This window comes from Lysinibacillus sp. HST-98, from assembly GCF_016757845.1.
GTDB lineage: Bacteria > Bacillota > Bacilli > Bacillales_A > Planococcaceae > Lysinibacillus > Lysinibacillus capsici.
Genome location: NZ_JAENHX010000003.1, coordinates 284,426 through 308,922, shown reverse-complemented (window position 1 = coordinate 308,922; position 24,497 = coordinate 284,426). Strand labels below are relative to the sequence as shown.

General features: G+C 39.9%; 27 protein-coding genes. 7 read left to right on the top strand and 20 right to left on the bottom strand.

Annotation, left to right across the window (positions count from 1 at the left end):
• Positions 1–24: 24 nt before the first annotated feature.
• The 6 genes from JIN86_RS10090 to JIN86_RS10065 form a co-directional block, all read right to left on the bottom strand.
• Complete coding sequence (locus JIN86_RS10090; RefSeq protein WP_004229062.1) at positions 25–246, bottom strand: hypothetical protein; 222 nt, start codon at positions 244–246, stop codon at positions 25–27.
• A 9-nt stretch (positions 247–255) separates the two neighbouring features.
• Positions 256–1,329 carry a LolA family protein gene (locus JIN86_RS10085; protein ID WP_237497209.1) on the bottom strand — a complete coding sequence of 358 codons (1,074 nt, stop codon included), beginning with the start codon at positions 1,327–1,329 and terminating at the stop codon, positions 256–258.
• Positions 1,326–2,774, bottom strand: coding sequence for a HAMP domain-containing sensor histidine kinase (locus tag JIN86_RS10080; protein WP_004229065.1), 1,449 nt, complete (start codon positions 2,772–2,774; stop codon positions 1,326–1,328). The genes JIN86_RS10085 and JIN86_RS10080 overlap by 4 nt, the downstream gene beginning before the upstream one ends.
• Positions 2,771–3,469 (bottom strand): response regulator transcription factor, encoded by a 699-nt coding sequence (locus tag JIN86_RS10075; RefSeq protein WP_202341843.1) that lies wholly within the window; start codon positions 3,467–3,469, stop codon positions 2,771–2,773. Before JIN86_RS10075 ends, JIN86_RS10080 begins: the two co-directional genes overlap by 4 nt.
• 285 nt (positions 3,470–3,754) lie before the next feature.
• The gene (locus tag JIN86_RS10070) at positions 3,755–4,771 is read right to left on the bottom strand and encodes an inorganic phosphate transporter (protein WP_004229076.1); all 1,017 of its coding nucleotides are present in this window, start codon (positions 4,769–4,771) and stop codon (positions 3,755–3,757) included.
• Positions 4,772–4,786: 15 nt separating this feature from the next.
• Positions 4,787–5,407, bottom strand: a complete 621-nt coding sequence (locus JIN86_RS10065; RefSeq protein ID WP_202341842.1) for a DUF47 domain-containing protein — start codon at positions 5,405–5,407, stop codon at positions 4,787–4,789.
• A gap of 390 nt (positions 5,408–5,797) precedes the next feature.
• On the opposite strand from JIN86_RS10065, the gene JIN86_RS10060 reads away from it, so the two are divergent.
• From JIN86_RS10060 to JIN86_RS10050, 3 genes are all read left to right on the top strand, one after another.
• On the top strand, positions 5,798–6,559 hold the full coding sequence (locus JIN86_RS10060; protein ID WP_004229080.1) for a sulfite exporter TauE/SafE family protein: 762 nt from the start codon (positions 5,798–5,800) through the stop codon (positions 6,557–6,559).
• A gap of 101 nt (positions 6,560–6,660) precedes the next feature.
• Positions 6,661–8,037 (top strand): Na+/H+ antiporter NhaC, encoded by a 1,377-nt coding sequence (gene nhaC, locus JIN86_RS10055; RefSeq protein WP_004229084.1) that lies wholly within the window; start codon positions 6,661–6,663, stop codon positions 8,035–8,037.
• 217 nt (positions 8,038–8,254) lie between these two features.
• Positions 8,255–9,019 carry a class I SAM-dependent methyltransferase gene (locus JIN86_RS10050; protein WP_004229086.1) on the top strand — a complete coding sequence of 255 codons (765 nt, stop codon included), beginning with the start codon at positions 8,255–8,257 and terminating at the stop codon, positions 9,017–9,019.
• Between the two features lie 44 nt (positions 9,020–9,063).
• Here the strand turns inward: JIN86_RS10050 and JIN86_RS10045 are convergent, their stop codons facing one another.
• The 3 genes from JIN86_RS10045 to JIN86_RS10035 form a co-directional block, all read right to left on the bottom strand.
• Entirely contained in the window at positions 9,064–9,384 is a 321-nt protein-coding gene (locus JIN86_RS10045; protein WP_004229297.1) for a YnfA family protein, read from the bottom strand.
• Between the two features lie 41 nt (positions 9,385–9,425).
• Entirely contained in the window at positions 9,426–10,160 is a 735-nt protein-coding gene (locus JIN86_RS10040; protein WP_202341841.1) for an urease accessory protein UreH domain-containing protein, read from the bottom strand.
• 76 nt (positions 10,161–10,236) lie between these two features.
• The gene (locus JIN86_RS10035) at positions 10,237–11,091 is read right to left on the bottom strand and encodes a LysR family transcriptional regulator (protein ID WP_202341840.1); all 855 of its coding nucleotides are present in this window, start codon (positions 11,089–11,091) and stop codon (positions 10,237–10,239) included.
• 111 nt (positions 11,092–11,202) lie between these two features.
• Between JIN86_RS10035 and JIN86_RS10030 the strand changes: the two genes are divergently transcribed.
• Both JIN86_RS10030 and JIN86_RS10025 read left to right on the top strand, forming a co-directional pair.
• Complete coding sequence (locus JIN86_RS10030) at positions 11,203–11,970, top strand: sporulation protein (RefSeq protein ID WP_202341839.1); 768 nt, start codon at positions 11,203–11,205, stop codon at positions 11,968–11,970.
• A gap of 68 nt (positions 11,971–12,038) precedes the next feature.
• The gene (locus JIN86_RS10025; RefSeq protein WP_202341838.1) at positions 12,039–12,713 is read left to right on the top strand and encodes an HAD family hydrolase; all 675 of its coding nucleotides are present in this window, start codon (positions 12,039–12,041) and stop codon (positions 12,711–12,713) included.
• A 41-nt stretch (positions 12,714–12,754) separates the two neighbouring features.
• On the opposite strand, the gene ptsP is transcribed toward JIN86_RS10025, so the two are convergent.
• The 11 genes from ptsP to JIN86_RS09970 form a co-directional block, all read right to left on the bottom strand.
• On the bottom strand, positions 12,755–14,467 hold the full coding sequence (gene ptsP / locus JIN86_RS10020) for a phosphoenolpyruvate--protein phosphotransferase (protein ID WP_202341837.1): 1,713 nt from the start codon (positions 14,465–14,467) through the stop codon (positions 12,755–12,757).
• Positions 14,464–14,730: an HPr family phosphocarrier protein gene (locus JIN86_RS10015; protein ID WP_202341836.1), complete on the bottom strand. Its 267-nt coding sequence runs from the start codon at positions 14,728–14,730 to the stop codon at positions 14,464–14,466. The genes ptsP and JIN86_RS10015 overlap by 4 nt, the downstream gene beginning before the upstream one ends.
• Entirely contained in the window at positions 14,727–15,431 is a 705-nt protein-coding gene (locus tag JIN86_RS10010) for a glucosamine-6-phosphate deaminase (protein WP_004229307.1), read from the bottom strand. The genes JIN86_RS10015 and JIN86_RS10010 overlap by 4 nt, the downstream gene beginning before the upstream one ends.
• A gap of 20 nt (positions 15,432–15,451) precedes the next feature.
• Positions 15,452–16,162: a sugar isomerase domain-containing protein gene (locus JIN86_RS10005; RefSeq protein WP_004229309.1), complete on the bottom strand. Its 711-nt coding sequence runs from the start codon at positions 16,160–16,162 to the stop codon at positions 15,452–15,454.
• Between the two features lie 66 nt (positions 16,163–16,228).
• Positions 16,229–17,389: an N-acetylglucosamine-6-phosphate deacetylase gene (gene nagA / locus JIN86_RS10000; RefSeq protein WP_202341835.1), complete on the bottom strand. Its 1,161-nt coding sequence runs from the start codon at positions 17,387–17,389 to the stop codon at positions 16,229–16,231.
• Positions 17,390–17,486: 97 nt separating this feature from the next.
• Complete coding sequence (gene nagE, locus JIN86_RS09995) at positions 17,487–19,430, bottom strand: N-acetylglucosamine-specific PTS transporter subunit IIBC (protein ID WP_004229313.1); 1,944 nt, start codon at positions 19,428–19,430, stop codon at positions 17,487–17,489.
• A gap of 179 nt (positions 19,431–19,609) precedes the next feature.
• Entirely contained in the window at positions 19,610–20,551 is a 942-nt protein-coding gene (locus JIN86_RS09990) for an ABC transporter permease (protein WP_004229314.1), read from the bottom strand.
• Entirely contained in the window at positions 20,529–21,449 is a 921-nt protein-coding gene (locus tag JIN86_RS09985; protein ID WP_202341834.1) for an ABC transporter ATP-binding protein, read from the bottom strand. The genes JIN86_RS09990 and JIN86_RS09985 overlap by 23 nt, the downstream gene beginning before the upstream one ends.
• An 87-nt stretch (positions 21,450–21,536) precedes the next feature.
• Entirely contained in the window at positions 21,537–22,250 is a 714-nt protein-coding gene (locus JIN86_RS09980) for an ATP-binding cassette domain-containing protein (RefSeq protein WP_004229317.1), read from the bottom strand.
• A gap of 9 nt (positions 22,251–22,259) precedes the next feature.
• Entirely contained in the window at positions 22,260–22,616 is a 357-nt protein-coding gene (locus JIN86_RS09975) for a GntR family transcriptional regulator (RefSeq protein ID WP_004229320.1), read from the bottom strand.
• A complete protein-coding gene (locus JIN86_RS09970; protein WP_202341833.1) occupies positions 22,613–23,389 on the bottom strand; it encodes a hypothetical protein in 777 nt (258 codons plus the stop codon). The genes JIN86_RS09975 and JIN86_RS09970 overlap by 4 nt, the downstream gene beginning before the upstream one ends.
• Before the next feature lie 190 nt (positions 23,390–23,579).
• On the opposite strand from JIN86_RS09970, the gene JIN86_RS09965 reads away from it, so the two are divergent.
• Both JIN86_RS09965 and JIN86_RS09960 read left to right on the top strand, forming a co-directional pair.
• The gene (locus JIN86_RS09965) at positions 23,580–23,813 is read left to right on the top strand and encodes a hypothetical protein (protein WP_004229323.1); all 234 of its coding nucleotides are present in this window, start codon (positions 23,580–23,582) and stop codon (positions 23,811–23,813) included.
• Between the two features lie 6 nt (positions 23,814–23,819).
• Positions 23,820–24,494, top strand: a complete 675-nt coding sequence (locus JIN86_RS09960; RefSeq protein ID WP_009370926.1) for an HAD family hydrolase — start codon at positions 23,820–23,822, stop codon at positions 24,492–24,494.
• Positions 24,495–24,497: the final 3 nt, after the last annotated feature.

The following is a 24,497-nucleotide window of genomic DNA, read 5'->3' as shown; positions in this document are numbered from 1 at the left end:
CACTCTGATCCTGCTCCTAATTATTTAGATGAATCTTTTTAACAATGATTCATATAGACCCACCATTAACAATCCAATTAATATTGGAATGAGGGATGTAAAACTGAAATAAAAGCCTACATCCTGATATTGTCCCGTAAAGTGAAATTGTAGCCAAGACACCTCATAAGTTTCCCCTACCCCATATAAGAAAATAGTGGTAAATAAAAATAATGCCAGACATTTTAGTCCTTGCGCTTTTTTCATAGTATCACCTCATTGTACAACGGTCATTTGTTGCGCATAGCTTAAAAGATCCTCAACTGTTAATTCTGGATTTTGCCCAACCATACTATATTGGTAGCCGTTTTCTTGCCAAGCAAGGGAACGGAAATTTTCACCATCCATAACAGTGCCTTTTTGTCCTCGAATATCTATTTCTTTTTCATTTAAAATGGGACCAATATCTGCAACACTAGCATCTGCTTTAAAAATCGTGACAAAAAAGGCTAGCTCTCCATCTAAAACATAATCGAAAGAGTATTCTGGTCGTTCCTCTATCCCTTTAACCATGGATATGTTGTCTAACGTTAGACCATTTACTTCTGGTACTAATAAAAACTTTTCAAGCTGCTGCTTTACGTCGTCCAATGAAACGGATTCAGAAGTATCCTGTCCGCTAATTTCCTGAATCGTTACATCCTTTGGTAGATCTAGTGTAAATTGTTGAGCATCTATTTTTTCACCAAAATTAATCTTAGAATATTCAGTGAGCATATGAGTCCCTGCACTATCTGTCTTCATTTTTAATGTCAGCCAAGTCTTTTTATCAATCCAAGCTTCAATATCGCCGAATAACGATTCCGTATTCTTCGTTTTTGCGACGATTTTATAGGTATCTCTACCTGCAACCTTCTCTTCTCCTGCTATCTTAATATCATGCGTATCTTTAACCATATTAAAAATAAGCTGTACCTGATCTTTAGGTGATTGCAAGCTGTCTAATTCGGGTTGTGAATAATCCATTGTGTAGGCTGTTTTTTCAGTGACATCATAGCTAATCACTTTAGCATCATTTTTGACTGTGATAACATGTTCACCATTATCGCCTGTCATTTCTATCCGTCTATTGCTATCCTTTACCCATTCCTTCACTTGAGCTTTACCACCTAGCTCTCCCATATCTAACGTATATTCGCCATAGTAAGTGAGTGGCTCTTTCGATTCTTGAAGGGCTTGGTCGATAATTTCCTGAGGTGTATAAGATGGCTCTGAATTACAGCCCACTAAACTAAATGTCATCACAGCAATTAAGCCTGCTGCTTGGCAAGATTTTTTCCAATTCATCATTCATTTACTCCTTTATAAGGTGGTAGCCAGCAAATTACCGCTGTTCCAATGTTCTCTTTAGAAAGCAGTTCGACAGTGCCACCATGTTTTTCAATAATTTGTTTTGTAATATTTAAGCCTAGTCCTGTTCCTCGTTCACCAGCCTTTGATCTCGCATAATCTGCTTGATACATAGGCTCGAATAATTTTACAATGTCCTGCTGTGGTATACCTCTTCCGTGATTTTGTACAATGATATACATACCCTCTTGCTTGTTTAAAGCCGACTTCAAGAAGTCAAAGCCCCATTTGGGATCATTTCCAGCATTGACTGCCGCTAAGCCGATTGTTGTCCCCTTTTCCCCATAACGCCATGCATTGCTTAATAAATTATCAATGACACGCTGAAGTTGTTTAGGATGCACAGCATAGAGCCCATCCACGGCACAGCAGACTTTTAATGTAAATCCTTCTTCCTCACATAAAGGTTCATAGTCAGACAAGGCCATGTCAAAAAATTCTTCTCCATCCACAGCAATGAGCTCTAATGTATAGTTCGTTGATTGAAGTAATGTAAACATCATTAAATCCTCTAGCATATGCTTCATCCGATCTGCCTTCGTAACGATGACCTGCTGATATTCTGCTTCCTGCTGTTCTGACAAGCCTTTATTTTGTAAAGATTCCGCATAGGCTTGGATGGCTGTAAGGGGTGTTTTCAAATCATGGGAAATACTTGCAATCATCATTTCTTTTTGCTGTTGTTCCGCTTTTAAAGAAGCCCGAGTCTTTTCAATTTCATCCTGCATCGCCTCAAATGTTTTGGCGAGTGCCCCAATCTCATCTTTTCTTACGCTTAGATTTGATTTAACATGCTGACCTTTCGCAAAATTACGCATTTGCTGCATCAGTTCACGTAATGGCCGATTCAATTTCCGATGAAGCAACAAGATGACAGTTAAATAAATGATAAGAAACAACAGAATCGTGCTTGCGATGACAAGCCACGAACGCTTTTCTACACCCTTTACCCAATCTGTTCGTAGTAATTGAATTTCATAGATGCCAAGCAAATCACCTTTTAGATATACAGGCTCCTTGTATGTAAAGGCGTTATATGCTTGCTGTAAATCATATAAACCATTTAACATACGCTCTTTCCCTACATAGCCCGTTAGCAAGGGGTTGGAGGAATATAAAACATAGCCAGATTTCGTATAGAGGGTAATCGCCAGCTGCTCATTGCTAAGTTCCTCTATCTCCTCAAAATCGGCATTTTTTTGATAAAGCACTGGATTGTCAACGACATCTTTTACCTGATTTAGCTCTGTCCACTTGTCAAAGTACTCCGCCACATTTTTATCTTGGTAATAAGCATTAATCCACACATAAAGGCTATAAGCTCCTACTATGGGTAATACCATTACAATAAAAAACATAATTAGTAACCACGCTTTTATTTTCATAATGGTTCACCAATAAAACGGTAGCCCTTACCCCACACAGTTTGAATGAAATTTGGGTTTTTCACAGAATCCTTGAGCTTTTCTCGCAGTGCCTTAATATGCACTGTGACAGTATGAGTGTCCTCTAACGTTGCTTGCTGCCAAATATGCTGATACAGTTCTTCTTTTGTAAAGGTTTGACTCGGATTTTTAGCTAGCAGCCTAACAAGAGCAAACTCCTTTTGAGTTAATGCAATTTCTTGTTGATAAACACATACTATTTGTCGTTGCCAATCTATTGTTAATCCATTCGCATAGGCAGTATGCTCTTCTATCACGTCTTGCTTGTGGTAGCGTCGCCATCGTCTAAGATGAGAGGCAACTCGTGCCTTTAATTCTTCTAAGCTAAATGGTTTAGCTATATAATCGTCTGCCCCCTGCAAGCCCTCCACCTTATCCGCATCTTCCTTGCGGGCACTCATCATTAGGATCGGCACATCACTCTCCCAACGGATATTTTGACAAACCGTTAACCCATCCATTTCTGGCAGCATCCAATCCACTAGCACTAAATCGAAAGGTTGCGTTTGAAAATCTGCCAGTCCCTCAAGGCCCGTAGTAGCCCATGTCACATAATAGCCTTCCTGCTCTAGCGTATCCTTCACAATGCGTCCAATTGCTGTATCATCCTCAATCAGTAGTAACTTTTCCTTCATCATTTTCCTCCTGTATTCACCTTACTACGGAAAAAACGATTTTCTCCGAACTTTACACTTTCTTTATAATTACCTTAGAGCGTATCCGCACTTTACACAAGTGGAGGAGGCTACCGATTTCACCGAAGCAGTTTTTCTTCCTGCCCGGGCTATCCGCCACTTTTGTGGGGCTATCCTTCACTTTGCCGGTTCTATCCGCTACATCCTTCATTTTTATCCTATCACCTGCTTCCATTTTCCAGCACAAAAAAAGGAATGCACTGTGATTGTGCATTCCTTAGCGAACTAGAAAAATAAACTTAAAATATAGTAAATCAATGCTGCCATGACAGCAGAGATTGGCATCGTGATGACCCATGTTGTAACGATTTTACGTGCCATCCCCCATTTAACTCCTTTAACACGGTGTGCTGTTCCGACACCCATGATGGATGAAGAAATAACATGTGTTGTAGAAACTGGTAAATGGATTAAAGTGGCTCCAAAGATAATCGATGCAGAAGCTAAATCTGCCGCTACCCCATTTACTGGGCGGATTTTCATGATTTTACCGCCAACGGTTTTGATAATTTTATAACCTCCGACAGATGTACCAAGACCCATCGCAGTTGCTGCAGCAAAACGTACCCAGAAAGGAATATCATCTCCTTGGTGTAGACCGCCCGCGATTAGCGCAAGGGTAATAATCCCCATCGCCTTCTGCGCATCATTTGTCCCGTGTGTAAAGGATTGTAAGGCTGCTGTCCCAATTTGCATTGTACGGAAGCCTTTATTCGTGCGATATAAATTCATATCTTTGAAGATGACCTTTAATAATGTCATCATCAGGAAACCAGCTGCGAATGCTAGTAATGGTGAAAAAATAAGTGCTTGAAGAATTTTAATAAACCCAGCATAGTTCAAAATATCAAATCCTGCTGCGGCAATAGCTGCCCCTGCAACAGAACCAATCAATGTATGAGAAGAACTTGATGGAATCCCAAAATACCATGTTAATAAATTCCATGTAATGGCAGATAATAGGGCTGCTAAAATAACAACAGAACCTGTAATATCGCCATCATAGGCATTTAAAGAAAATGGGTCCACAATATCTTTTGTTAAGGCTTTGGCTACCCCAACGAATGTAATCGCTCCGACGAAGTTCATTACCGCTGCCATATAAACCGCAGTACGTGGCTTTAAGGCACGGGTAGATACAGAAGTAGCAATCGCATTGGCTGTATCATGGAAGCCGTTAATAAAGTCGAACACAAGTGCGAAAATAACGACTAATATGGTGATTAATAAGATCGTATCCATTTCGTACACTCCATCTTATGCATTACGCATAATTATTGTTTCAATTGTGTTTGCTACTGTTTGACAGCTGTCCGCAATGTCTTCAAATTGCTCATAAATATCCTTGAAAACAATCAAACGCATTGGATCTTTTTCTTGGATGAATAATTGCTTCATTGAGGAACGGAAAATTTCATCACATTCACGTTCATTGTCCTTAATTTGAATAGCATGTTTACGCATTTCCACAAGCTTTTTACTATTTAACAGTTCCATGGCTTGTACCATTTCATCTGTACTCTTCGCAATATATGTGAGGAATTGGCGCATTGGATCTGTTACTTCTGTTAGATTGTACATATTGAAGTGCGCAATACAGCCTTCCATTCCATCAATTACATCATCTAATTTATTGGCTAAAGCTAAAATATCTTCACGCTCAATTGGCGTCATAAAAGATTTATTCAGCATAACAATTAGCTCATGGATTAATTTATCGCCACTTGTTTCATATTGCTTCATTGTATCTGCGATTTCTTTTAATGCATCTATATCTTGAATACGTGCATTATGAGCATAGTAAATACCCTCATTCACGTTTTTCGCGATTTTTAATAGTGACTGAAAAAATGGATCTTGCTTGTTTGAGTTGAACATCCTGTTCCTCCTGTTGAAAAAATATTGTCGATTTCTGAACCATCATAACAAAACATTTACACAATTCAACAAAATTTTAAACACTTAGCTGTTGATTTTACAAAACTGTAATATAAAATTTGCCACATTTATTTTAATGCTATTTTCCAAGTTGCAAACGTTGGAAATCAAATATTAAAAATCACGATTTTTTCTTTAAAAATGACTATTTTTTCTTTTATTTTTATAAAAATACTTGAAATAAACTTTTTTCTGCTTATTTGTTTACCTTGTGAAATGTTAAGGAATTGTAAACAAAATTTACATGAAAATGTTGGAATTTCATTGTGATTTTTTGACTTTCGCAGTACGCTATGTTAAAACGCGATGAAGAAAGATGGGAGCATATTTATGGATATTGATTTACTTTCACTCACAATATTATTACTACTTGCTTTTATCGCCTCTTTTTTAAATGCGATTGTTGGAGGTGGTGGGCTCATCTCCTTACCTGCATTAATGGCTGTTGGTTTACCTCCAAGTACAGCTATTGCCACAAATAAACTGGCCAATACCATTAGTAATGGTACAAGTATGCTAACTTTTTTACGTGCAGGTAAAGTAGACTTCAAGAAAATTGGAAAAATCCTCCCCTTTATCTTTGTAGGATCTTTACTCGGTGCCTTTACTGTCCATCTTGTATCCCCCGCTATTTTAAAACCACTTATGCTTGTTATGCTCGTCCTTGTAGCTGCTTATACAATGTTTAAAAAAGATTGGGGACAGCAATATCAAGAACGTGTACTTAGCACAGCTAAAAATTTAGCCTTTATAGGTGCATTTGCAGCTATTGGCTTTTACGATGGCTTTTTTGGACCAGGTACGGGTTCATTTTTTATTTTTATTTTATTAATGATGGGCTATGATTTCCTCCAAGCTGCTGGTAATGCGAAGGCTTTTAATTTTACCTCAAATTTAGCGGCATTAATCATGTTTTTAGTTTTAGGAGAAGTTCATTTTCTCTATGGTTTTTCAATGGGCTTTGTCATGATCTTTGGGGCAATTCTTGGATCCAAATTTGCGCTGAAGCGTGGAACGAGCATGATGCGTGTCATTTTTATTGTCATGACATGTTTATTGATTTTGAAAAATGCCTGGGATTATCTCTTCTGAGACCACCAATTTTCAGTCAATTGACAAAAAATATTAGCGTGCTATAATACTTTTGGGCTTCACCGCATTGAAGCGCAGAAGTATGTATTAGGAGGATTCACATGTTTCGAATAGAAGCAAAGAGTAACCCTCGATTTCTTGAGGCAAGCTTTATCACTATTTTAATTATTGCCATAATGGCTTATAGTATTGGCTATTTAAAGGCTACGCCACATATCCCAATTTTTCTTGTGATTGCCATTTTACTCGCTTATGGACTACTGAAAAAAATACCCTTTCGCGATCTTGAAGGTGGTATGATTGCGGGTGCTAGCGCTGGACTTGGCGCCGTTTTTATTTTCTTTTTTATCGGCATTTTAATTTCAAGCTGGATTATGGGAGGAACGATCCCAACCCTTATCTATTATGGCTTTTTAACTGTTTCGCCAAATTTTTTCTTTGCCATCGTGTTTTTAATTTGTAGTATCGTTGGTATTTCTATTGGAAGCTCCCTGACAACTGTCGCGACGGTTGGTGTGGCATTTATGGGCATTGCCGGTGCCATGGATATCTCGCTAACCATTACTGCTGGAGCGATTGTTTCTGGGGCCTTCTTTGGTGATAAAATGTCACCCTTATCCGATACAACCAATCTTGCTTCTGGTACAGTTGGTGTAGACCTTTTTGAGCATATTAAAAATATGGGCTGGACAACCATTCCTGCTTTTCTTATCTCCTTTGTAATCTATGCTATTATCTCGCCAACAGGAGCTGCTACATCCTTTGAGACTGTGGAACAATTTAAAGAAGGTTTATTGTCTACAGAACTTATTCATTGGTATACATTATTGCCAATTGTTGTTCTTGTTATCATGACTTTTTATAAGGCACCAGCAATCATTACATTGGCTGTTGTATCCATTATTGGAGTAGGCCTTGGCTCTCTACTTGACCCAGTTCCCGCTTCAGATATCTTCAAGATTCTGTTTGATGGCTATGTCTCTCAAACTGGTAATAAAGATGTAGACGCCTTGCTCACTCGTGGTGGGATGAATAGTATGCTATTTACAATCGCGCTTGTTCTACTTGCTTTAACAATGGGTGGCCTTTTATTCACATTAGGCATTATTCAAAGCATTTTAGCGAAGGTACAAAGTTTATTTAAAAGTGCTGGATCGGTTATTACCGGTGCTGCGATCACTGGCATCGGTGTCAATACATTGATCGGTGAACAGTACCTATCCATTCTATTAACTGGTGAGGCCTTTAAGGCTCAATTTGCAAAGGTTGGTCTTGCACCAAAAAACCTTTCACGCGTCATGGAGGATGCAGGTACGGTCGTCAACCCACTAGTGCCTTGGAGTGTTTGTGGTATTTTTATCGCAAGTGTCCTCGGTATTTCCACATTGGATTACCTACCGTTCACCTTCTTCTGTTTACTTGGACCAATTCTTACGATCATGTTTGGCTGGAGTGGCAAAACATTAACAAAGCTTTAACCATAACAAAAGGTAGCTGAAAAAACATCAGCTACCATTTTATTTTACTCAAAAATTTTATGGACTTCATTTTTCATCGAATTGGAAATTTGATAGCGTGTAAAGCTAGCTGTTGTAGAAAAAGCTATCATTCCAATTTGGAATCAAAATTCATGATTTTTCGCATTTCTGATGGTTGTCCTCCTTTGCTATGCTCTACTAAAGGAGATGAAATAGGATGACAACAAAAACAAAATGGAATGCTCATTTATATGATGAAAAGCATGATTTCGTGTCAAAATTGGGTACAAGCTTAGTCGATCTACTAGCGCCACAGAAAAATGAACATATTTTAGATGTGGGGTGTGGTACAGGAGATTTGGCTAATGACATATCAGCACATGGAGCTTCTGTGCTCGGAGTAGATGCCTCGGCTACGATGATTTTAGCTGCTCAGCAAAAATATCCTGCCATAAACTTTCAAACGATGGAAGCTACAGCGATGCATTTTTCTCAGCAATTTGATGCCGTTTTCTCCAATGCCGCACTTCATTGGATGAAGGAACCTGATGTAGTTATCGAAAACGTCTATGGCGCACTGAAGAACGATGGACGCTTTGTTGCTGAAATGGGTGGACAAGGCAATATTGCATCCATCGTTTGGGCCCTGCAAAAAAGTATGGAATCTTTACAATTTCCCTATATCGACCACTATTTCCCTTGGTATTTTCCAAGCATCGAGGAATATCAATCAAAATTAGAAAATGCAGGCTTTGAGGTCGAAAATATCACACTCTATAAACGTCCTACACCACTTCAAGGGCAAGATGGGCTTCGCAACTGGTTGGTCATGTTTAGTGAAAATCTTCTACAACACTTAAAGGCGGATGAGAAAGTGCAGGTTTATGCGACATGTGAGGAATTATTAAAGCCAACGTGTTTTCAACAGAATGAATGGGTCATTGATTATTATCGTCTGCGCTTTATTGCCCGTAAAAAATAGATTAAAAAAGGTTACTATTCTGTTATAGTAACCTTTTTTCCATGCTAAGAGCGAGGCAGCAATATCACAATGACACCTATTAAGCATATCCCTGCGCCAATAAAGTCTAAATGATCGGGCTTTTTGCCATCAATGCCCCACCCCCATAAAATAGACAACACGATGAATACCCCACCATAGGCTGCATAAACTCTGCCAAAGGTAGGAAAGGACTGGAATGTTGCAACAACACCGTACAGAGCAAGTGCAATACCTCCAATAATGCCCCAATAAAAAGGTTTGCCCTCTCGTAACCAAAGCCAAATTAAATAGCCCCCACCTATTTCACCAATTCCCGCAAGAATAAATAATAATATAGCGATCATACTGTAACTCTCTTTCTCGTTTTGACTCTATTATACATGTCTTACATGCCCCAATATGTAATAGTGTCCGTTATTCCGATTAAAATTAATAGGATACCTGCTGTTAGTTGAATAGCCCTTCCCATCTTCATACTTTTTCGTAGGATAAGGCGCTTGGCATCAAAGACATAGATCAACAGAAGCATGATGATAAGCGGTACAGCGGTCGCTACGCCAAAAATACTAGGTAGAAGCAATCCATAGGAAGTGCTCGCCACAAGGGGCATTAACCACACAAAGAATAAAACAAACATAGTGGGACAAAAGGCTATAGAAAAACTAGCACCCATTAAGAACGAGCCAATTTTCCCCTCTTTTACTACAGGTGGCAGCAGCAATGTTAAGCGTTGTAGAAAGGTTAATTTGAATAAACCGATTAGCACCAGCCCTGTTAGCAGCATTATCGGCCCCATAGCCTGACGAAAGATTGGAAAATAGACGGTCATCTTTGTTTCAAATGATTGTCCAAAAAGCCAAGCACAAAAGCCAAGCGCACTAAAAACAACCACTTTCCCCACAATAAAAAACATAATTTCTTGCCAATTACTGCTCTTTTGAAGTGTTCGATTTCCATAAAATGTAATGGCGCTCATATTTCCAGTTAACTGACATGGAGCAAAAGCGCCTATTAAACCAAGAAGAATGGCCATCATCAGGGCCGAATGCTCATAGCCCTGTACAACTTGCGTAAGTGGTTCACTAATCAACTGACTAATGCTGGACAATACACTATACACCTAAACACCCTCTATCTATTATTTTTACTAAAATAGTATAAAGGTACTTTATGAATAAACCGTGCAGAAAACGGCTTTACCCATACACGCTATTACACGCTACTAAAAAATCATCATAATCAGCTGAGACATACTTTGTAAGCAAGTAAGTATCTGATACAATATGAGAAAATTCTTTTACTGAATAGCTATGTAGAAGATGGTGCTGACAATCCGCTTCAATCACACTCTTAGGCAGCAAGGCAATACCAAGACCATGCTTGACGAAATGCTTGATCACCTCTGTTTGATTAATATGCATTGTTTGATGGCTGGTAAATTGCTGTAGCACCTGTTGTACTTCCTGCCAATAGGGCGCATATTCATGTGTGAGAAGTGTTTCCTGCTGTAAAAGAGTGAAAGCATCCAATTCCTTTTTAGCAATAGGAGCAATTAAATGCAATGGTTCTTGTGCGAGCATCACCGTGTGAAGCTCACGAGTTGAGGTTAATTTGGATAAGCCAATATCGATTACACCCGTAAATACCGCTTCCCCGATTTCATTGGATTTTAAAAGTTCTATCACTACCTGAGTAGTTGGCTTTCGGTGCTGGAATGCTGTGATAATAGCTGGTAATGTTGAATTTGCTATTTGCGGTGCAACGCCAAGCGTAAGCTTAGCGGTGTAGCCTTTTACGAAGGAATCCATTTGTTGTAGCCCTTCATCTAAAGCGGACAGGATTTTTTGTGCCTGCTGACGAAAATAAGCACCCTGCTGATTTAACGTCACCTGTTTGCTCTGTCGATCAAATAACGGGGTTTGCAATGCCCTTTCTAAATGCTGGATATGCTTCGTGACAGTCGATTGTGTAATAAATCGTTTTTCAGCCGTTTCTCGAAAGTTTTCAGTTTGTGCTGCCACTATAAATGTACGTAGCCACTCTGTTTCCATCGCCATCCCTCTTTCGTTTTCAACTAGTATAACGAAAAATTTATAAGTCTTGAAACCTTTTTTCATCATAAGCGTATGTATAGCTAACGATGTCAGTAGGAGGAATGAAAAATGTCTTTTTTTCATAAAGCATTAGCAAGTATTGGTATAGGTTCAGCAACAGTGGATACAAGATTGGAGAAGGATACTTATCGTGCTGGAGAGGTCATGCAGGGGGAAATTATTGTGCGAGGCGGTCAAGTTGAGCAACAGGTCGACACGATTTACCTATCCGTCAATACGACGTATATCCGTGAGTCGAATGATCACAAACATACAGAGATTGCCACACTGCAGAAGGTCAAAGTAACAGAGCCTTTCACACTGGGCGCAGGCGAGGAAAAAGTCTTCCCAATTTCATTAACATTGCCATTTGAAACACCGATTAGTGCAGGTAAAACACAGGTATGGATTCAAACGGGCCTTGATATTAAAAATGCGGTCGATCCGAGTGATAAGGATTATATTCGTGTCGAGCCAACAGCACTAGCAGGTCATATATTAGATGCGATTCGTGGATTAGGTTTCCATTTACGTGAAGCTGAATGTGAACAAGCTCCTTCACGCTTCCGAGGCTACTATCCATTTGTCCAGGAATTTGAATTTGTACCCACTGGACAATATAGAGGCCATTTAGATGAGCTTGAATTAGTTTTCCTTTCTCAATCCAACCATTCTGCAGAGATTTTCATGCAAATTGATCGCAAAGTAAAAGGCATTGGTAGCTTTTTTGCTGAAGCATTAGATATGGATGAAAGCTATGTTCGCACAACGGTTACGATGCATGACCTACCGACACTGCAAGCAAAGCTTCAGCAAATCATTTCAAAACATGCCTAATGGACTAAAAAGTAGTTGAAGCCTAACTTCAGCTACTTTTTTTATGATCAAATAGGAGGGTGAAAAGGATGACGATGAAAGCGGCATTATTTGATTTAGACGGAACATTATTAAATAGAGATGCATCTGTTGAACTCTTCATTAAGCAGCAATATGAGCGATTAAAGGGAGTACTAGGTTTCATTCCAAAAGAACAATATATCGCTCGTTTTATCCAATTAGATAAGCGGGGCTACGTTTGGAAGGACCATGTCTACCAGCAATTGGTAGAAGAATTTCACCTTGTTCATATTACGTGGGAAGAACTTCTTCAAGATTACCTAAACGAATTTAAATATAGCTGTGTCCCTTTTCCTAACCTTATCCCTATGCTAGAACAATTGAAAAGGGATCAGTTGGCTTTAGGCATGATTACGAATGGCTATGGGCATTTTCAGATGGACAATATAAAGGCATTAGCAATTGAACATTATTTTGATGTCATTTTAGTTTCTGAATGGGCAGGAATGAAAAAACCCGATCCTCAACTGTTTTTAAATGCCATCGAAAAGCTGAATGTCCTTCCTCATGAATGTGTTTTTATCGGCGACCATCCTGTGAATGATGTCAAAGGTGCTCAACATGTGGGAATGAAGGGCATTTGGAAAAAAGATAAACAATGGCAACATGTTCAAGCGGATGCCATCGTGGAGGATTTATTAGAAATACCGATATTCATTGACTCTTTCAGCCCATCATGCTAAAAAACCCATCTACCAATAAGTAGATAGGTTTTTATTCTATCTTATTTCACAGCTTGCTTTACTTTTTCCAGTACTTCTTCAGCTGTCGCTAACTGTAATGCCTCTGTTGCTAAAGACTGCATCTCTGGGACAGATAATTGCTTTAGCAAGGCCCTCGTTTTTAGAATAGACGTAGCGCTCATGGAGAACTCATCTAAGCCTAAGCCTAGCAAGAGTGGAACAGCATGCTCATCGCCAGCCATTTCTCCACACATTCCTACCCATTTCTGTTCTTGGTGGGCAGCTTTAATGACCATTTGAATTAAACGTAAAATGGCTGGATTATAGGGTTGATATAAATAGGAAACTTTTTCATTCATCCGATCTGCCGCCATTGTATATTGAATTAAATCATTTGTGCCGATGGAGAAGAAATCCACTTCTTTTGCAAAAATATCTGCCATTACGGCTGTCGAAGGAATTTCAACCATCATCCCGACCTCTATGGAAGAGCCTACTGCAATACCTCCTGCTATCAGCTTTTCCTTTTCCTCAAGCAAAATGGCTTTAGCCGCACGGAATTCTTGAATGGTCGCTATCATGGGAAACATAATTTTTAAGTTTCCGCAGACAGATGCTCGCAGTAGTGCACGCAATTGTGTGCGGAATAACTCCTGTTGGTCAAGACATAGACGAATGGCACGGTGACCAAGGAATGGATTCATTTCTTCTTGCAAAGGTAAATACGGCAGGTGCTTGTCGCCACCGATATCCAGTGTTCGAATAACAACTGGCTTGCCCTTCATACCTTCCAAGACTGTTTTATACGCTGTAAATTGTTCTTCCTCAGATGGCAAATTTTCTCGGCCCATATATAAAAACTCTGTTCGATATAAGCCAATTCCCTCTGCTCCATGACGCAATACACCATCCAAATCACTTGGCGATCCAATATTAGCCGCTAGCTCAACTTGCACGCCATCTTTAGATACGGTTTGCTCATTCACTAAAGTAGACCATTCCGCCTGCTGTACTCGATAATTTTGTGCCTTTTCCTGATAGTCTGCAATCACATCGGCACTTGGATTCACTAGGACTTGACCCGTCAAACCGTCAACAATTAAATAATCGCCATCCTGAATTGTTGTCGTAGCAATCCCTGCTCCTACGACTGCTGGGATTTCTAAGCTACGAGCCATGATGGCCGAATGGGATGTTCGCCCTCCAATATCGGTAATAAAACCGAGAACAAAGTTGCGATCTAATTGGGCTGTCTCTGAAGGAGTCAAATCATTCGCTACGATAATTACCTGTTCGTTCATATTGCTTGGATTTGGAATATGTACACCGAGTAAGTGTGCTAATATGCGATTTGTCACATCTCTAATATCTGATGCTCGTGCACTCATGTATTCGTCATCCATACCTTCAAATAATGCCACAAACATAGAGGATACTTCATGCAATGCATACTCCGCATTCACCGATTCGTCTGCAATTTTTTGATTGATGGGCCCAATTAATTCGGGATCATGAACCACTAATAAATGTGCCTCAAAAATTGCAGCTTCTTCTGCACTAAATTTTTCGAATGTTTGCTGTCGAATAATAACTAGTTCTTGTTCTGCTTTGGCAAGAGCAGCTGCTAAACGTTGTTGCTCTGCCTCGATATCATGAACAGTTGTTTTAGCGAATGTTAAATCTGGTTGGACGAAACGATATGCTTTTGCAATGGCAATGCCGTCTGAAGCGGCAATACCAGTGAGTTGTGTCATTGTGCAAGCCCCATTTCCGTGATGAGTGTCGTTAGTGCTGCTAATGCTTGCTCTTCGTCTTCCCCCTCTACAACAAGTGTAAATTGTGAACCTTGCTTTAAGGCTAATCCCATCACACCTAAGATTGATTTCAAATTAGCGGCTTTTTCTTCTGTACGTATTTCTATAGATGAAGCAAACGATGTTGCTTTTGCCACAAGCTGGCTCGCTGGTCGTGCATGAATACCTAAAGGATCGACTACTGTAAATTGTTGTGTTTTCATAATTTATTCTCCTCTTCTTGTAAGTCTGTTAAAACCATTACATTTGGATGTTTCGATAAAGCAGTTGCTGGTACGTCTTCTGTATAATCAGATGCCACTAAACGCTCTAACACCTCACGCTTAGCTTCTCCCACTGCGAGTAACAAAATGCATTTTGCACGCATAATCGATTGAATACCCATCGTGTATGCCTGTGTTGGCACTTCATCAATGGTTGAAAAGAAACGCGCATTAGCTTGACGTGTAGATTCTTCGAGTGTTACAAGATGTGTTAAAGAAGCAAATGACGTACCAGGCTCATTGAAGCCGATATGACCATTTTGACCGATACCAAGCAGTTGGAAATCTAAGGGATATTGTTGCAATAATCCTTCATAGCGAGCTGTTTCCACTAGAGGATCTACTGCTAATCCATCTGGTAAATACGATGCTAAAAATGGTTTTTGATTAAATAAATGTTTGTTCATATAATAGGCGTAGCTTTGCTTATGAGTTGCCTCAAGCCCAACATACTCATCCAAATTAAAGCTAATACATTGTGAAAAATCAATATCTGTTTTACAAATTTTAGCATATAGCGGTTCCATTGTTCCACCAGTAGCTAATCCGAACGTTGTGGCGCCATTATTTTTGGCTTCCGAAATAGTTGCTACTGCATATGAATATAAATCATCCATTGAGGAAAATCTTTTTACTTTCACCACATATCCTCCTTTGTACCCTAGAAATGAATACGCTGACCATACTGATCAATGAGCGCTTCGTTATTATTTTCCCCTAAATTACTGCTACCAAACACTGGTACACGAGCGCCCTGTGCATGCATAAGCTCAATGATTTGAGCGAATAAAGCATTTAATAAAGTCGCACCTAACACCGTTGATACAGGGGCATATTGCAATTGGTCAACGCTTAACACACCATCACCTAATGGCACATGCGTATTCAATACTTCATCTACTACTTGCTCTAAACGCTTGCCTGACGGATGGCGCGATGGCTGGTGCTGATATTCCAGTGATTGCAGTGAAATGGTCAAAGCGCCCGCTTCCTTTGCATAGATAGCCATATCAATGGGCGCTGGATTATTGGCAGAGGTCGAAATGATGATACAAACATCTCGGTCATCAAATTGCAGCTGATCCTTATAGGAGACTAAAAAAGCCTGTTTTTTTTCATTTTGTGAGGATTGCCGTGCACCCTGATGTAGCATTAACGATTCTATGTGTATCGGTTTGACAGGCACTAAGCCACCTGCTCTGTAGTAACATTCCTGTGCTAATAGCATGGAATGACCAGAGCCAAAGAGCTGAATAATGCCCCCCTTTGTAAGACGGTTAACAATTTGCTTGGCAATATGCATAAGCTGGTTGCTTTCCTGCTGTGCCATCCTTGTTAAATATCGATTTACTTGTTGAAAATAGGTATTCATGTTCTATCACCTTTTCATTTCCATCGTTTCATGCCAGATGTTTGTATACCTGCTGCATATTAGTGACTATTGTCCGCTTGAATTTACATCATATAAGACCTTGCCCGCCTTAATCGTTTGATGGAGCCTTAAATGGTTATCTAAAATCACCGCGTCCGCATCATAGCCTTGTACAAGCTGACCCTTATTACCTAGCTTCAATTGCTCGGCAGCATTAAAGCTGGACATTTTCACAAGCTCCTCCAGCGTACAATTCGTAATGTGATGCATATTCCGTACAGCCTGATCCATTTTTAAAATACTGCCTGCTAACGATCCATTTGACAAATGAGCGCCTGCTTCTGTCACATGAACTGTTTGACCGCCTAAATCATATGCTCCGTAGGGCATTCCCTTTGCGCGCATTGCATCTGTAATTAAAATAAGCCCGTCTGCTCCCTTTAAGCGATAGGCCATTTCCACCGCACCTTCATGCATATGGATAAAGTCAACAATTAGTTCTGCCTTAATCGCATCTAGCAGCAGGACACCGCCAACTACACCTGGATCTCGATGGTGGAATGGACGCATCTGGTTGTATAAGTGTGTCCCCTGTGTGGCACCTAATTGAGCCGCTTGTTGCATTTGCTCAAAGGTAGCATCCGAGTGACCAATTGAAACAATGACACCGCTAGCAGAAATACTTTGCACAGCTGCCATGCCATTCGGTTCTTCTGGTGCTAGCGTAATTTGCTTAATTTTATGGCCACTTAGTTGCTGCCATTTTGTCCATATTTCCAAATCTAGCTCAACAATATATTCAAGAGGCTGTGCCCCTGCTCGCTGCTTCGAGACAAATGGCCCTTCAATATGAATACCTAGTACCTCTGCTTCATCTGGCTGTGGCTGGAACTGTGCCACATTTTCAATAGCTCGTTCAATGTTGTCATAGCTTTGTGTCATCGTTGTAGCTAAAAAGCTTGTCGTTCCTTCTTTTAAAAGGGATTGAGCCATCATATGAAGCCCTTCATCAGAAGCATCCATCGTATCCATTTGAGCGGATCCATGAATGTGCATATCAATAAATCCTGGCAATAAAAATTTCCCTGAACCATCAAGCTGTTCGACATCGTGGATATCAAGCTGAGGAGCAATTTGCGCAATTTTACCATCCTTCATCCATACATCTACCTGTTCATCTCGTCCATTGCCATTCACTACTGTGATATTTCGAATGAGTAAACTCAAGAAAAACATCTCCTTCTTGAACAAGGGCTGTCGAAAAGGCATCCGTGTGCAATAGCTCATTGCCTCTGTATACCTTCGCTAACAGCCCCATTAGTTGTTACTTCTTCATTGTAATAATATTCGTTGAGCCTGCTCGTTGATAGCCAGTCTTTTCAAGTGTAATCGCTTGCCCCATTAAGCTTGTGAAGACAACTGGTGTGATGACAGAAGGTACTTGCCCTTCAATCTGTACAAGGTCTGCTTTTAATAACGCATCCCCACGCTTAACTTGTTGACCATCTGTAACGAACAGATCAAAACCATCACCATTTAGTTTGACCGTATCTAAGCCAACATGAATTAATACTTCAATGCCCGTATCAGATTTTAAGCCGATTGCATGCTTTGTTGGGAACACCATCACTACTTGACCATCGAATGGTGCATAGACTGTTCCATCTGTTGGCCGAATCCCGAAACCTGGGCCCATCAAGCCTGCTGAAAATGCCTCATCAGGCACTTCTGTTAAAGGTAATAAATCGCCAGTCATTGGCATTTCGAAATCACGGAATGTCATCGTGTCTGTCTCCACTGTTTCTTCTAGGACAGGCTGTGCTGTTGGAAGTCCTGCATTGGCTGGTGCTGGATTGCCTTTTTTCAAACGTTCTTTTATGGCTTCAGCTAAAAACTCAACAGATGTCCCAATGATTACTTGGACATTGGTTTTACTGATACGCATAACACCTCTTGCACCTGTTTGCTTCAATGTTTTTTCATCGACGCTAGCAGAATCCTGTACTAATAATCGTAGGCGAGTTGTACAATAATCCACTTGCTTAATATTGTCTTTTCCACCTAATGCTTCAATTGTATAATATGCACGTAAATCGACATCATCAGCAATAGCATTTACTTCGCCATCCTCATCCTCATCGTCTTCACGTCCAGGTGTTTTTAAGTCTAATTTTTTGATTAAGAAATAGAATACTACAAAGTAAATCGCCCCAAAGCCTAAACCTAAAGGTAATAAGAGCCATGGTTTATCTGCCAGACCAAGGTTGAGTAAGTAGTCAATTAAGCCTGCGGAGAAGCCAAAGCCGTCACGGAATCCAACAAGATAGGCCACAGCCAACGAAATACCTGTTAATACAGCATGGATACCATAAAGAACTGGAGATAAGAACATAAAGGAAAATTCAATAGGCTCTGTAACACCCGTTAAAAAGGCTGTTAAAGCGATGGAAACGAACATCCCTCCAACGATTGGGCGCTTTTCCTTTTTCGCTGCAAAATACATTGCTAGACAGGCTGCTGGTAAGCCAAACATCATGATTGGGAAGAAACCAGCTTGGAAATGTCCAGCTGATGTGTCTCCTGCTAGGAAGCGGTTGATATCCCCTTTCACGATTTCGCCTGCAGCATTTGTAAATTCACCGAAATCAAACCAAATAATTGTATTGATTACATGGTGGAGACCCACTGGAATTAATAGACGGTTGAAGAAGCCATACATCCCTACGCCAAGTGATCCTGCACCAATCATCCAATTGCCGACAGCATCAATGCCACCCTGAATTGGTCCCCAAACGATCGCTAAAATACTACCTAAAATTGCCATGGTAATGGACGTAATAATTGGTACAAAACGCCGTCCACCGAAGAATGATAACCATTCTGGAAATTTCACATTATAATATTTGTTATATAATAAGCCTGCCGTAATACCGGCAATAATACCACCAAACACACCCATATTTAATTCTTCGTTAACAGTCCCTAAAACGGCGACTAAAACAAGATGCGCAATCGCACCTGCTAGAGCTGCGCCGCCACTACTATCATGTGCAAACCCCATCGCAATACCGATCGCAAAAATAATTGGTAAATTCCCTAGTATGGCATTACCAGAAGCGGCCATAATACTAGCAATGTACTGGATGGCTTCATTCGGTACAGCCCCAAGCATATCCGCTGAACCTAAACGCAATAGTAATGCTGCTGCTGGTAAAGTTGCGATTGGAAACATGAGCGACTTACCGATTTTTTGTAAGAAAGCAAACATTCATTATCCCCCTTTGGTATAGTTGTCTAGACCACTTTAGTAAAAAAAAAAGCGTTTTCACTAAGTTGCTATTATTATAGGCGCAATTCAAAAAAAAATAAATACTTTTTTAATATTTCGTGATGTTAAACAAAAAAACCGCACCCTAATCCGAAATTAGGGCACAGTTCTTCTATAGCTTATGCCGTGACATCACGTTTCATAAAGGTTGAATAACTAATGACAAGGAAAACTACTGCATAAATAGCAAGTACTGTTAAAGAGAAGGGCAACGTCACATCGGCAATCATGGAGCCACCACCATGCTCATACTGTGTTAAATCAGAATGTGTGAGCCAAATATATTTGACGATGTCGTAGCGGCTTAAGAACATAACTATCATGCCGCCTGTAAAAGAAAGGAACATCGTTAAACCGATTGCTAATGAGCTTGAACGGAATACTGAGCCAATCAAAAAGGCAAATAATGTAGACATCACAAAATCGCCACCAGATAATAGGTAATGATAAGCTAAATCGCTCCATACAGCCTTTTCAACGACCTGTCCATTGACCATTTCTAATTCCACACCTGTTCCCATGCCGAACAAGACTAAGCCGATAAGGGCACTTACCACAACATTGACCACATACAATAACAAACCAAAAAGGAATGTTGTCAGTAATTTAGACGTTAACACTTTGGCACGGGACATTGGACGCGTTAACAGCATTTTAATCGTCCCTGTTGAAAATTCGCTCGATACAATACTAGCTGCGGTAATGACTGTAAATAAAGTGACAAGCGTTAGCATACCGCTTGTAAAGGACATAAAGCTTGCAAGACTACTATCTTTTTGACTTGGTGCATCATTCGCTAAACGATATTCAGAAATAGCCATCTGCTCTTGAAAGTAAGCTTTATCTTCCTCCGTTAAATCTTCACCTGCTAGCGTCTCTTTATAGGATTGAATGGCCTCCTGCTCTATGTCTTTCCAGGAGCCTTCCGTCGGGGATTTTACTTCATAATATTTGGTGATTCCAGCAGGAACAAGAATGACAAGAATCAGCATGGCCACCATTGCCCATGTTCCTTTTTTATGCCATAATTTCATCCACTCATTTTGAATTAGCTTCAGCAATTTGTCCGCCTCCAGTCATTTCTAAGAATTGATCCTCTAACGTTTTTTGATGTGGCTGTACGGCAAATAATTGAATACCTGCTTGGACTAGTTGTGTAGTCATAGCCGGGACATCCTCTTTCTTCATTTCCACCACATAGCCTTGATTCTCTGCTACAAAGTTAAAGTTACGCTGTTCCAGATAAGCAGACACCTGCTCTTTTGGCTGTGCCTCCACATAATAAAACGATGAGCTTTCATTGTGAATATCGCGCAGATCAATCAGCTGCCCATTTTGAATCACGGCCACTCGATCACACATCAATTCAATTTCTGATAGTAAGTGACTTGAGACAAAGACGGATACGCCCTCTTCTGAAGCAATCTTACGCAGGTACATACGAAACTCACGAATACCAGCAGGGTCTAAGCCATTCGTCGGCTCATCTAAAATTAAAAATTTCGGTCTGTGCAATAACGCCTGGGCTAATCCTAGTCGCTGTCTCATACCAAGTGAATACGTAGAGACCTTTTCATGTATACGATTTTCGAGCCCAACCTGTTGAATGACCTCCTGAATTCGTTCCTTCGTTACATTTTTATGCATACGTGCAAAATGTAGTAAATTTTTATAGCCTGACATAAATTTATACATTTCTGGATTTTCAACAATCACACCAACTTTACTAATGGCTTCCTCATAATGCTCCTTCAGTGAAAGCCCGTCGATGATGACATTGCCCTCTGTTGGATGCATAAGCCCTGTCATCATTCGGATCGTTGTCGTTTTCCCCGCTCCATTCGGTCCTAAAAACCCTGTAATTTGACCTGGATATAAATCAATGTTTAACTGTTGAATTAATTGCTTTCCTCGAATAGTTTTCGATAAATTTTGCAATTGTACAATTGGTTCTGTCATATTTTTCACCCTTTCTAATCTATTTCGCCTGAGCATTATGCAGTCTGGCACGACAACATTGCTTTATTGACGATTCATTCTTCACCTTTAGCTGTCAATATTTTTTACTGAAGGCCGATAAAATCCTTTCATCCACTCAACTGCATCCTTATTAGCCACATCGCGTAATGTTTCCACGTTCTCATAGGCCATGATTGATCCTGCCTGCAATAAAATAATTTGATCTAAAATAGGCTCTACCTCATATAATTCATGTGTGGATAGCAAGATCGTTTGATTTTCGATGTCCGTAAATTGAATTAAGCCTTTAATCAGCTGCTCTCTCACAATAGGGTCTAGCCCAGCAAATGGTTCATCCATGATATAATAAGGAACCTCTCGCCCAAGGGTTGCAGCCATTTTCATACGACCACGATTCCCCTTTGATAATTGGCGTAGCTTTGTGCGTGTATCTACTTGTAAAAATTGTGCGACGATACAGGCCTTATCATAGGAAAAATCTTCAAACTGCGAAGCATAATGCTGGAAAAGCTGTTCACCCGTGTAGTACTCAAAAAATAAATCTGTATCTGGTAAATAAGCAATTTTGTCAGCACTTCTACGTGTGAGTGGCTCACCCTCTAATGTGATTTCACCAGCAGTGGGTCGCAGTAAACCAGCTAAAACTTTCATAAGCGTAGATTTACCACTACCATTTTCCCCAACTAGTCCAATGATTTGTCCAATTGGAAAGGAAAAGGATAGATCCTGTAAAACTGGCTTTTTCTTATATTGAAAAGATACATTTAATAGCTGTAACATCCCTTCACCTCACGCTTTATTTTTCAAAACCACCAGCATCTCTTCCTTTGAAAAGCCTAATGCCTCAATTGATGTTAAAAAATTTTCAGCCAGCTGATTTTTCATCTCTTCCCGCAATAACTCAATGCGCTCCTCATTGCTCGTAATAAATGTACCCTGTCCTCGTTTGGTTTCCGTTATATTCATTGCCTCTAACTCCTTGTATACACGTTGCACCGTATTGACATTGACACCTGTTTCTACTGCATATTCTCGAACGGAGGGAAGTCGATCACCTAGCTGCAACTTCCCCTTCAAAATGTCTCCACAAATTCGATCGACAAGCTGGCTATAAATGGGTTTGTCACGCGAAAAATCCATCGTCATCGTAAAACCACCCTTTCAAGCCACTTCGATGCTGCTAAAAACAGCAGTAGTAGTAATAACGTAATGGCTACTTCCTCAACGACATAAATCGAGCCAAGCATCCATTCCATCGTCATTTCTTTCCCTGTTGGTAGATATTGTTCGATGCTTTGAAGCGAAATCTCTCCATGGAGGAAGATCGTTCGATACAGCTGACTCTCCGTTACCCGCACCCAACTAGCTGTGGTTACATAAAACGCAATCATTGTCAGCACAATCGAAAAACGTCCTATTATACGCTTTAATTGCAAATAAAAAGCTAAAAAGAATAAAAGAACGATAAATAGCATTAATTGTAAAATTGTCAATATAATAACAACTATTACCAAAACCAATAAAATTTGTCCAACGCTGGCAATCAACTCATCCTTAATATTGAAAATGGCTATACTCGTAAAAAGGATCGTGAAGAGGACATAACCTACTAGTGAGCAAACCAATTTTGCGCCGATAAGCTTTGTGATGGAGCTTGTTGAATGGAGCCAGCTCTCCTTTGCTTTAATGTCCAATCGCATCGATGCCAAAAATTGTAAAACAGAATAAAATCCGCCTAGAAAAAGGACGAGCATCGTAAATACAAACTCTAGCTGATTTTCCTGTGCAAAAAGATCAACAAACCGATGTAACACATAGGGAACGATCCAAGATAGCATAAGTCCCATAAATATCCCTACTAGAAACCATGAGCGATAAAGTACCCACTCTTTTTTTAAAAGTCCCGTAAAGCTTTTCAATCACAACACCTCGTGTCATAGTGTACTAGTCACATATTACACTATGACTTTTTTGTTGGCAAGTGGCAAATACAAGAAAAGGGAAATTTAGTTTGCTCAACAATTATGCTTATTCTCAAAGAAGGTATTCACCTATTAAATACAGAATATATGGATAGCACGCTAACACTAAGCGTAAGGTGGTACTTGAATGGATAAAAGAGTTGTCTTTGATTTTGAAATTGAATTTACCAATGGTGGTGGCATACAAGGGCAGGATTTTCGCCTTGATATTGATGGAGATGACATATCGGACGAAGAGCTAGCTAAGTATATTGTGGAAGATATGAGGTTGCTCATGGTTGGTAAGGTAACGATCCTAAATAAGAAAATTATGAATGAAAAACATAAGCGAAATCCTCTTGATGAAGGAGAAAGGACATGAAGCTCGTTGGAAGCGATACTATTTGATTTAGATGATACCTTACTTAATCGAGATCATGCTGTCGATAACCTGTTTTATATTATTTTGGAAAAATACTATGGTGCTATTCAGGATACGCTGAAAATGGACATGCTGCAAAAATTTAAGGAGTACGATAAAAGAGACTATGGGTTTGCGGATAAAACCAATGTATTATCATCGTTTTTTGATGCGTTTCCATCAACCTTTCAATTGCCTCGCCATAACATGCAAGAATTTTGGGATCAGCAGTTTCCTTATTGCTTTTCTATCGATCAACATACGTTGAAGGTTCTCCAATTGATTAAGAAGCAAGTACAAGTTGGCATCATCACAAACGGCTCTACACAGCGACAAAGGGCTAAAATCACACATACAGGTTTAGCTAGCTATTTTGATGTTATCCTTATTTCTGAGGAAGTAGGATTAACTAAGCCTGACAAACGCATATTTGAATTAGCTCTACATCAGCTCCAAGTTCAGCCAAATGAAGCCTTATTCGTTGGGGATGACTTAGCAAAAGATATCGCTGGTTGTCAGCAAGCAAGGATGAAAGGCATATGGTTCAATCCTCATCGCCTCATGAATCCTACTGACATTACACCGGATGCCGTGATTCATTCATTTGATCAATTAATAAAAGGAAGAGCCCTGTTAAACTAGGAC

Bases quoted from the DNA above. Each gene is read 5' to 3' on its own strand.
- JIN86_RS10025 (WP_202341838.1), top strand. From the start codon at position 12,039: ATGACGATGAAAGCGGCATTATTTGATTTAGACGGAACATTATTAAAT.
- JIN86_RS10070 (WP_004229076.1), bottom strand. From the start codon at position 4,771: ATGGATACGATCTTATTAATCACCATATTAGTCGTTATTTTCGCACTT.
- JIN86_RS10015 (WP_202341836.1), bottom strand. From the start codon at position 14,730: ATGAAAACACAACAATTTACAGTAGTCGATCCTTTAGGTATTCATGCA.
- JIN86_RS10090 (WP_004229062.1), bottom strand. From the start codon at position 246: ATGAAAAAAGCGCAAGGACTAAAATGTCTGGCATTATTTTTATTTACC.
- JIN86_RS09985 (WP_202341834.1), bottom strand. From the start codon at position 21,449: ATGACAGAACCAATTGTACAATTGCAAAATTTATCGAAAACTATTCGA.
- JIN86_RS10065 (WP_202341842.1), bottom strand. From the start codon at position 5,407: ATGTTCAACTCAAACAAGCAAGATCCATTTTTTCAGTCACTATTAAAA.
- JIN86_RS10005 (WP_004229309.1), bottom strand. From the start codon at position 16,162: ATGAATACCTATTTTCAACAAGTAAATCGATATTTAACAAGGATGGCA.
- JIN86_RS10075 (WP_202341843.1), bottom strand. From the start codon at position 3,469: ATGAAGGAAAAGTTACTACTGATTGAGGATGATACAGCAATTGGACGC.
- JIN86_RS10080 (WP_004229065.1), bottom strand. From the start codon at position 2,774: ATGAAAATAAAAGCGTGGTTACTAATTATGTTTTTTATTGTAATGGTA.
- JIN86_RS10030 (WP_202341839.1), top strand. From the start codon at position 11,203: ATGTCTTTTTTTCATAAAGCATTAGCAAGTATTGGTATAGGTTCAGCA.
- JIN86_RS10085 (WP_237497209.1), bottom strand. From the start codon at position 1,329: ATGATGAATTGGAAAAAATCTTGCCAAGCAGCAGGCTTAATTGCTGTG.
- JIN86_RS09965 (WP_004229323.1), top strand. From the start codon at position 23,580: ATGGATAAAAGAGTTGTCTTTGATTTTGAAATTGAATTTACCAATGGT.
- JIN86_RS10050 (WP_004229086.1), top strand. From the start codon at position 8,255: ATGACAACAAAAACAAAATGGAATGCTCATTTATATGATGAAAAGCAT.
- JIN86_RS09980 (WP_004229317.1), bottom strand. From the start codon at position 22,250: ATGTTACAGCTATTAAATGTATCTTTTCAATATAAGAAAAAGCCAGTT.
- JIN86_RS10045 (WP_004229297.1), bottom strand. From the start codon at position 9,384: ATGATCGCTATATTATTATTTATTCTTGCGGGAATTGGTGAAATAGGT.
- nagE (WP_004229313.1), bottom strand. From the start codon at position 19,430: ATGTTTGCTTTCTTACAAAAAATCGGTAAGTCGCTCATGTTTCCAATC.
- JIN86_RS10060 (WP_004229080.1), top strand. From the start codon at position 5,798: ATGGATATTGATTTACTTTCACTCACAATATTATTACTACTTGCTTTT.
- JIN86_RS09975 (WP_004229320.1), bottom strand. From the start codon at position 22,616: ATGACGATGGATTTTTCGCGTGACAAACCCATTTATAGCCAGCTTGTC.
- JIN86_RS10035 (WP_202341840.1), bottom strand. From the start codon at position 11,091: ATGGAAACAGAGTGGCTACGTACATTTATAGTGGCAGCACAAACTGAA.
- nhaC (WP_004229084.1), top strand. From the start codon at position 6,661: ATGTTTCGAATAGAAGCAAAGAGTAACCCTCGATTTCTTGAGGCAAGC.
- ptsP (WP_202341837.1), bottom strand. From the start codon at position 14,467: ATGACACAACTCACTGGTATTGCCGCTTCAGACGGCATTGCCATTGCA.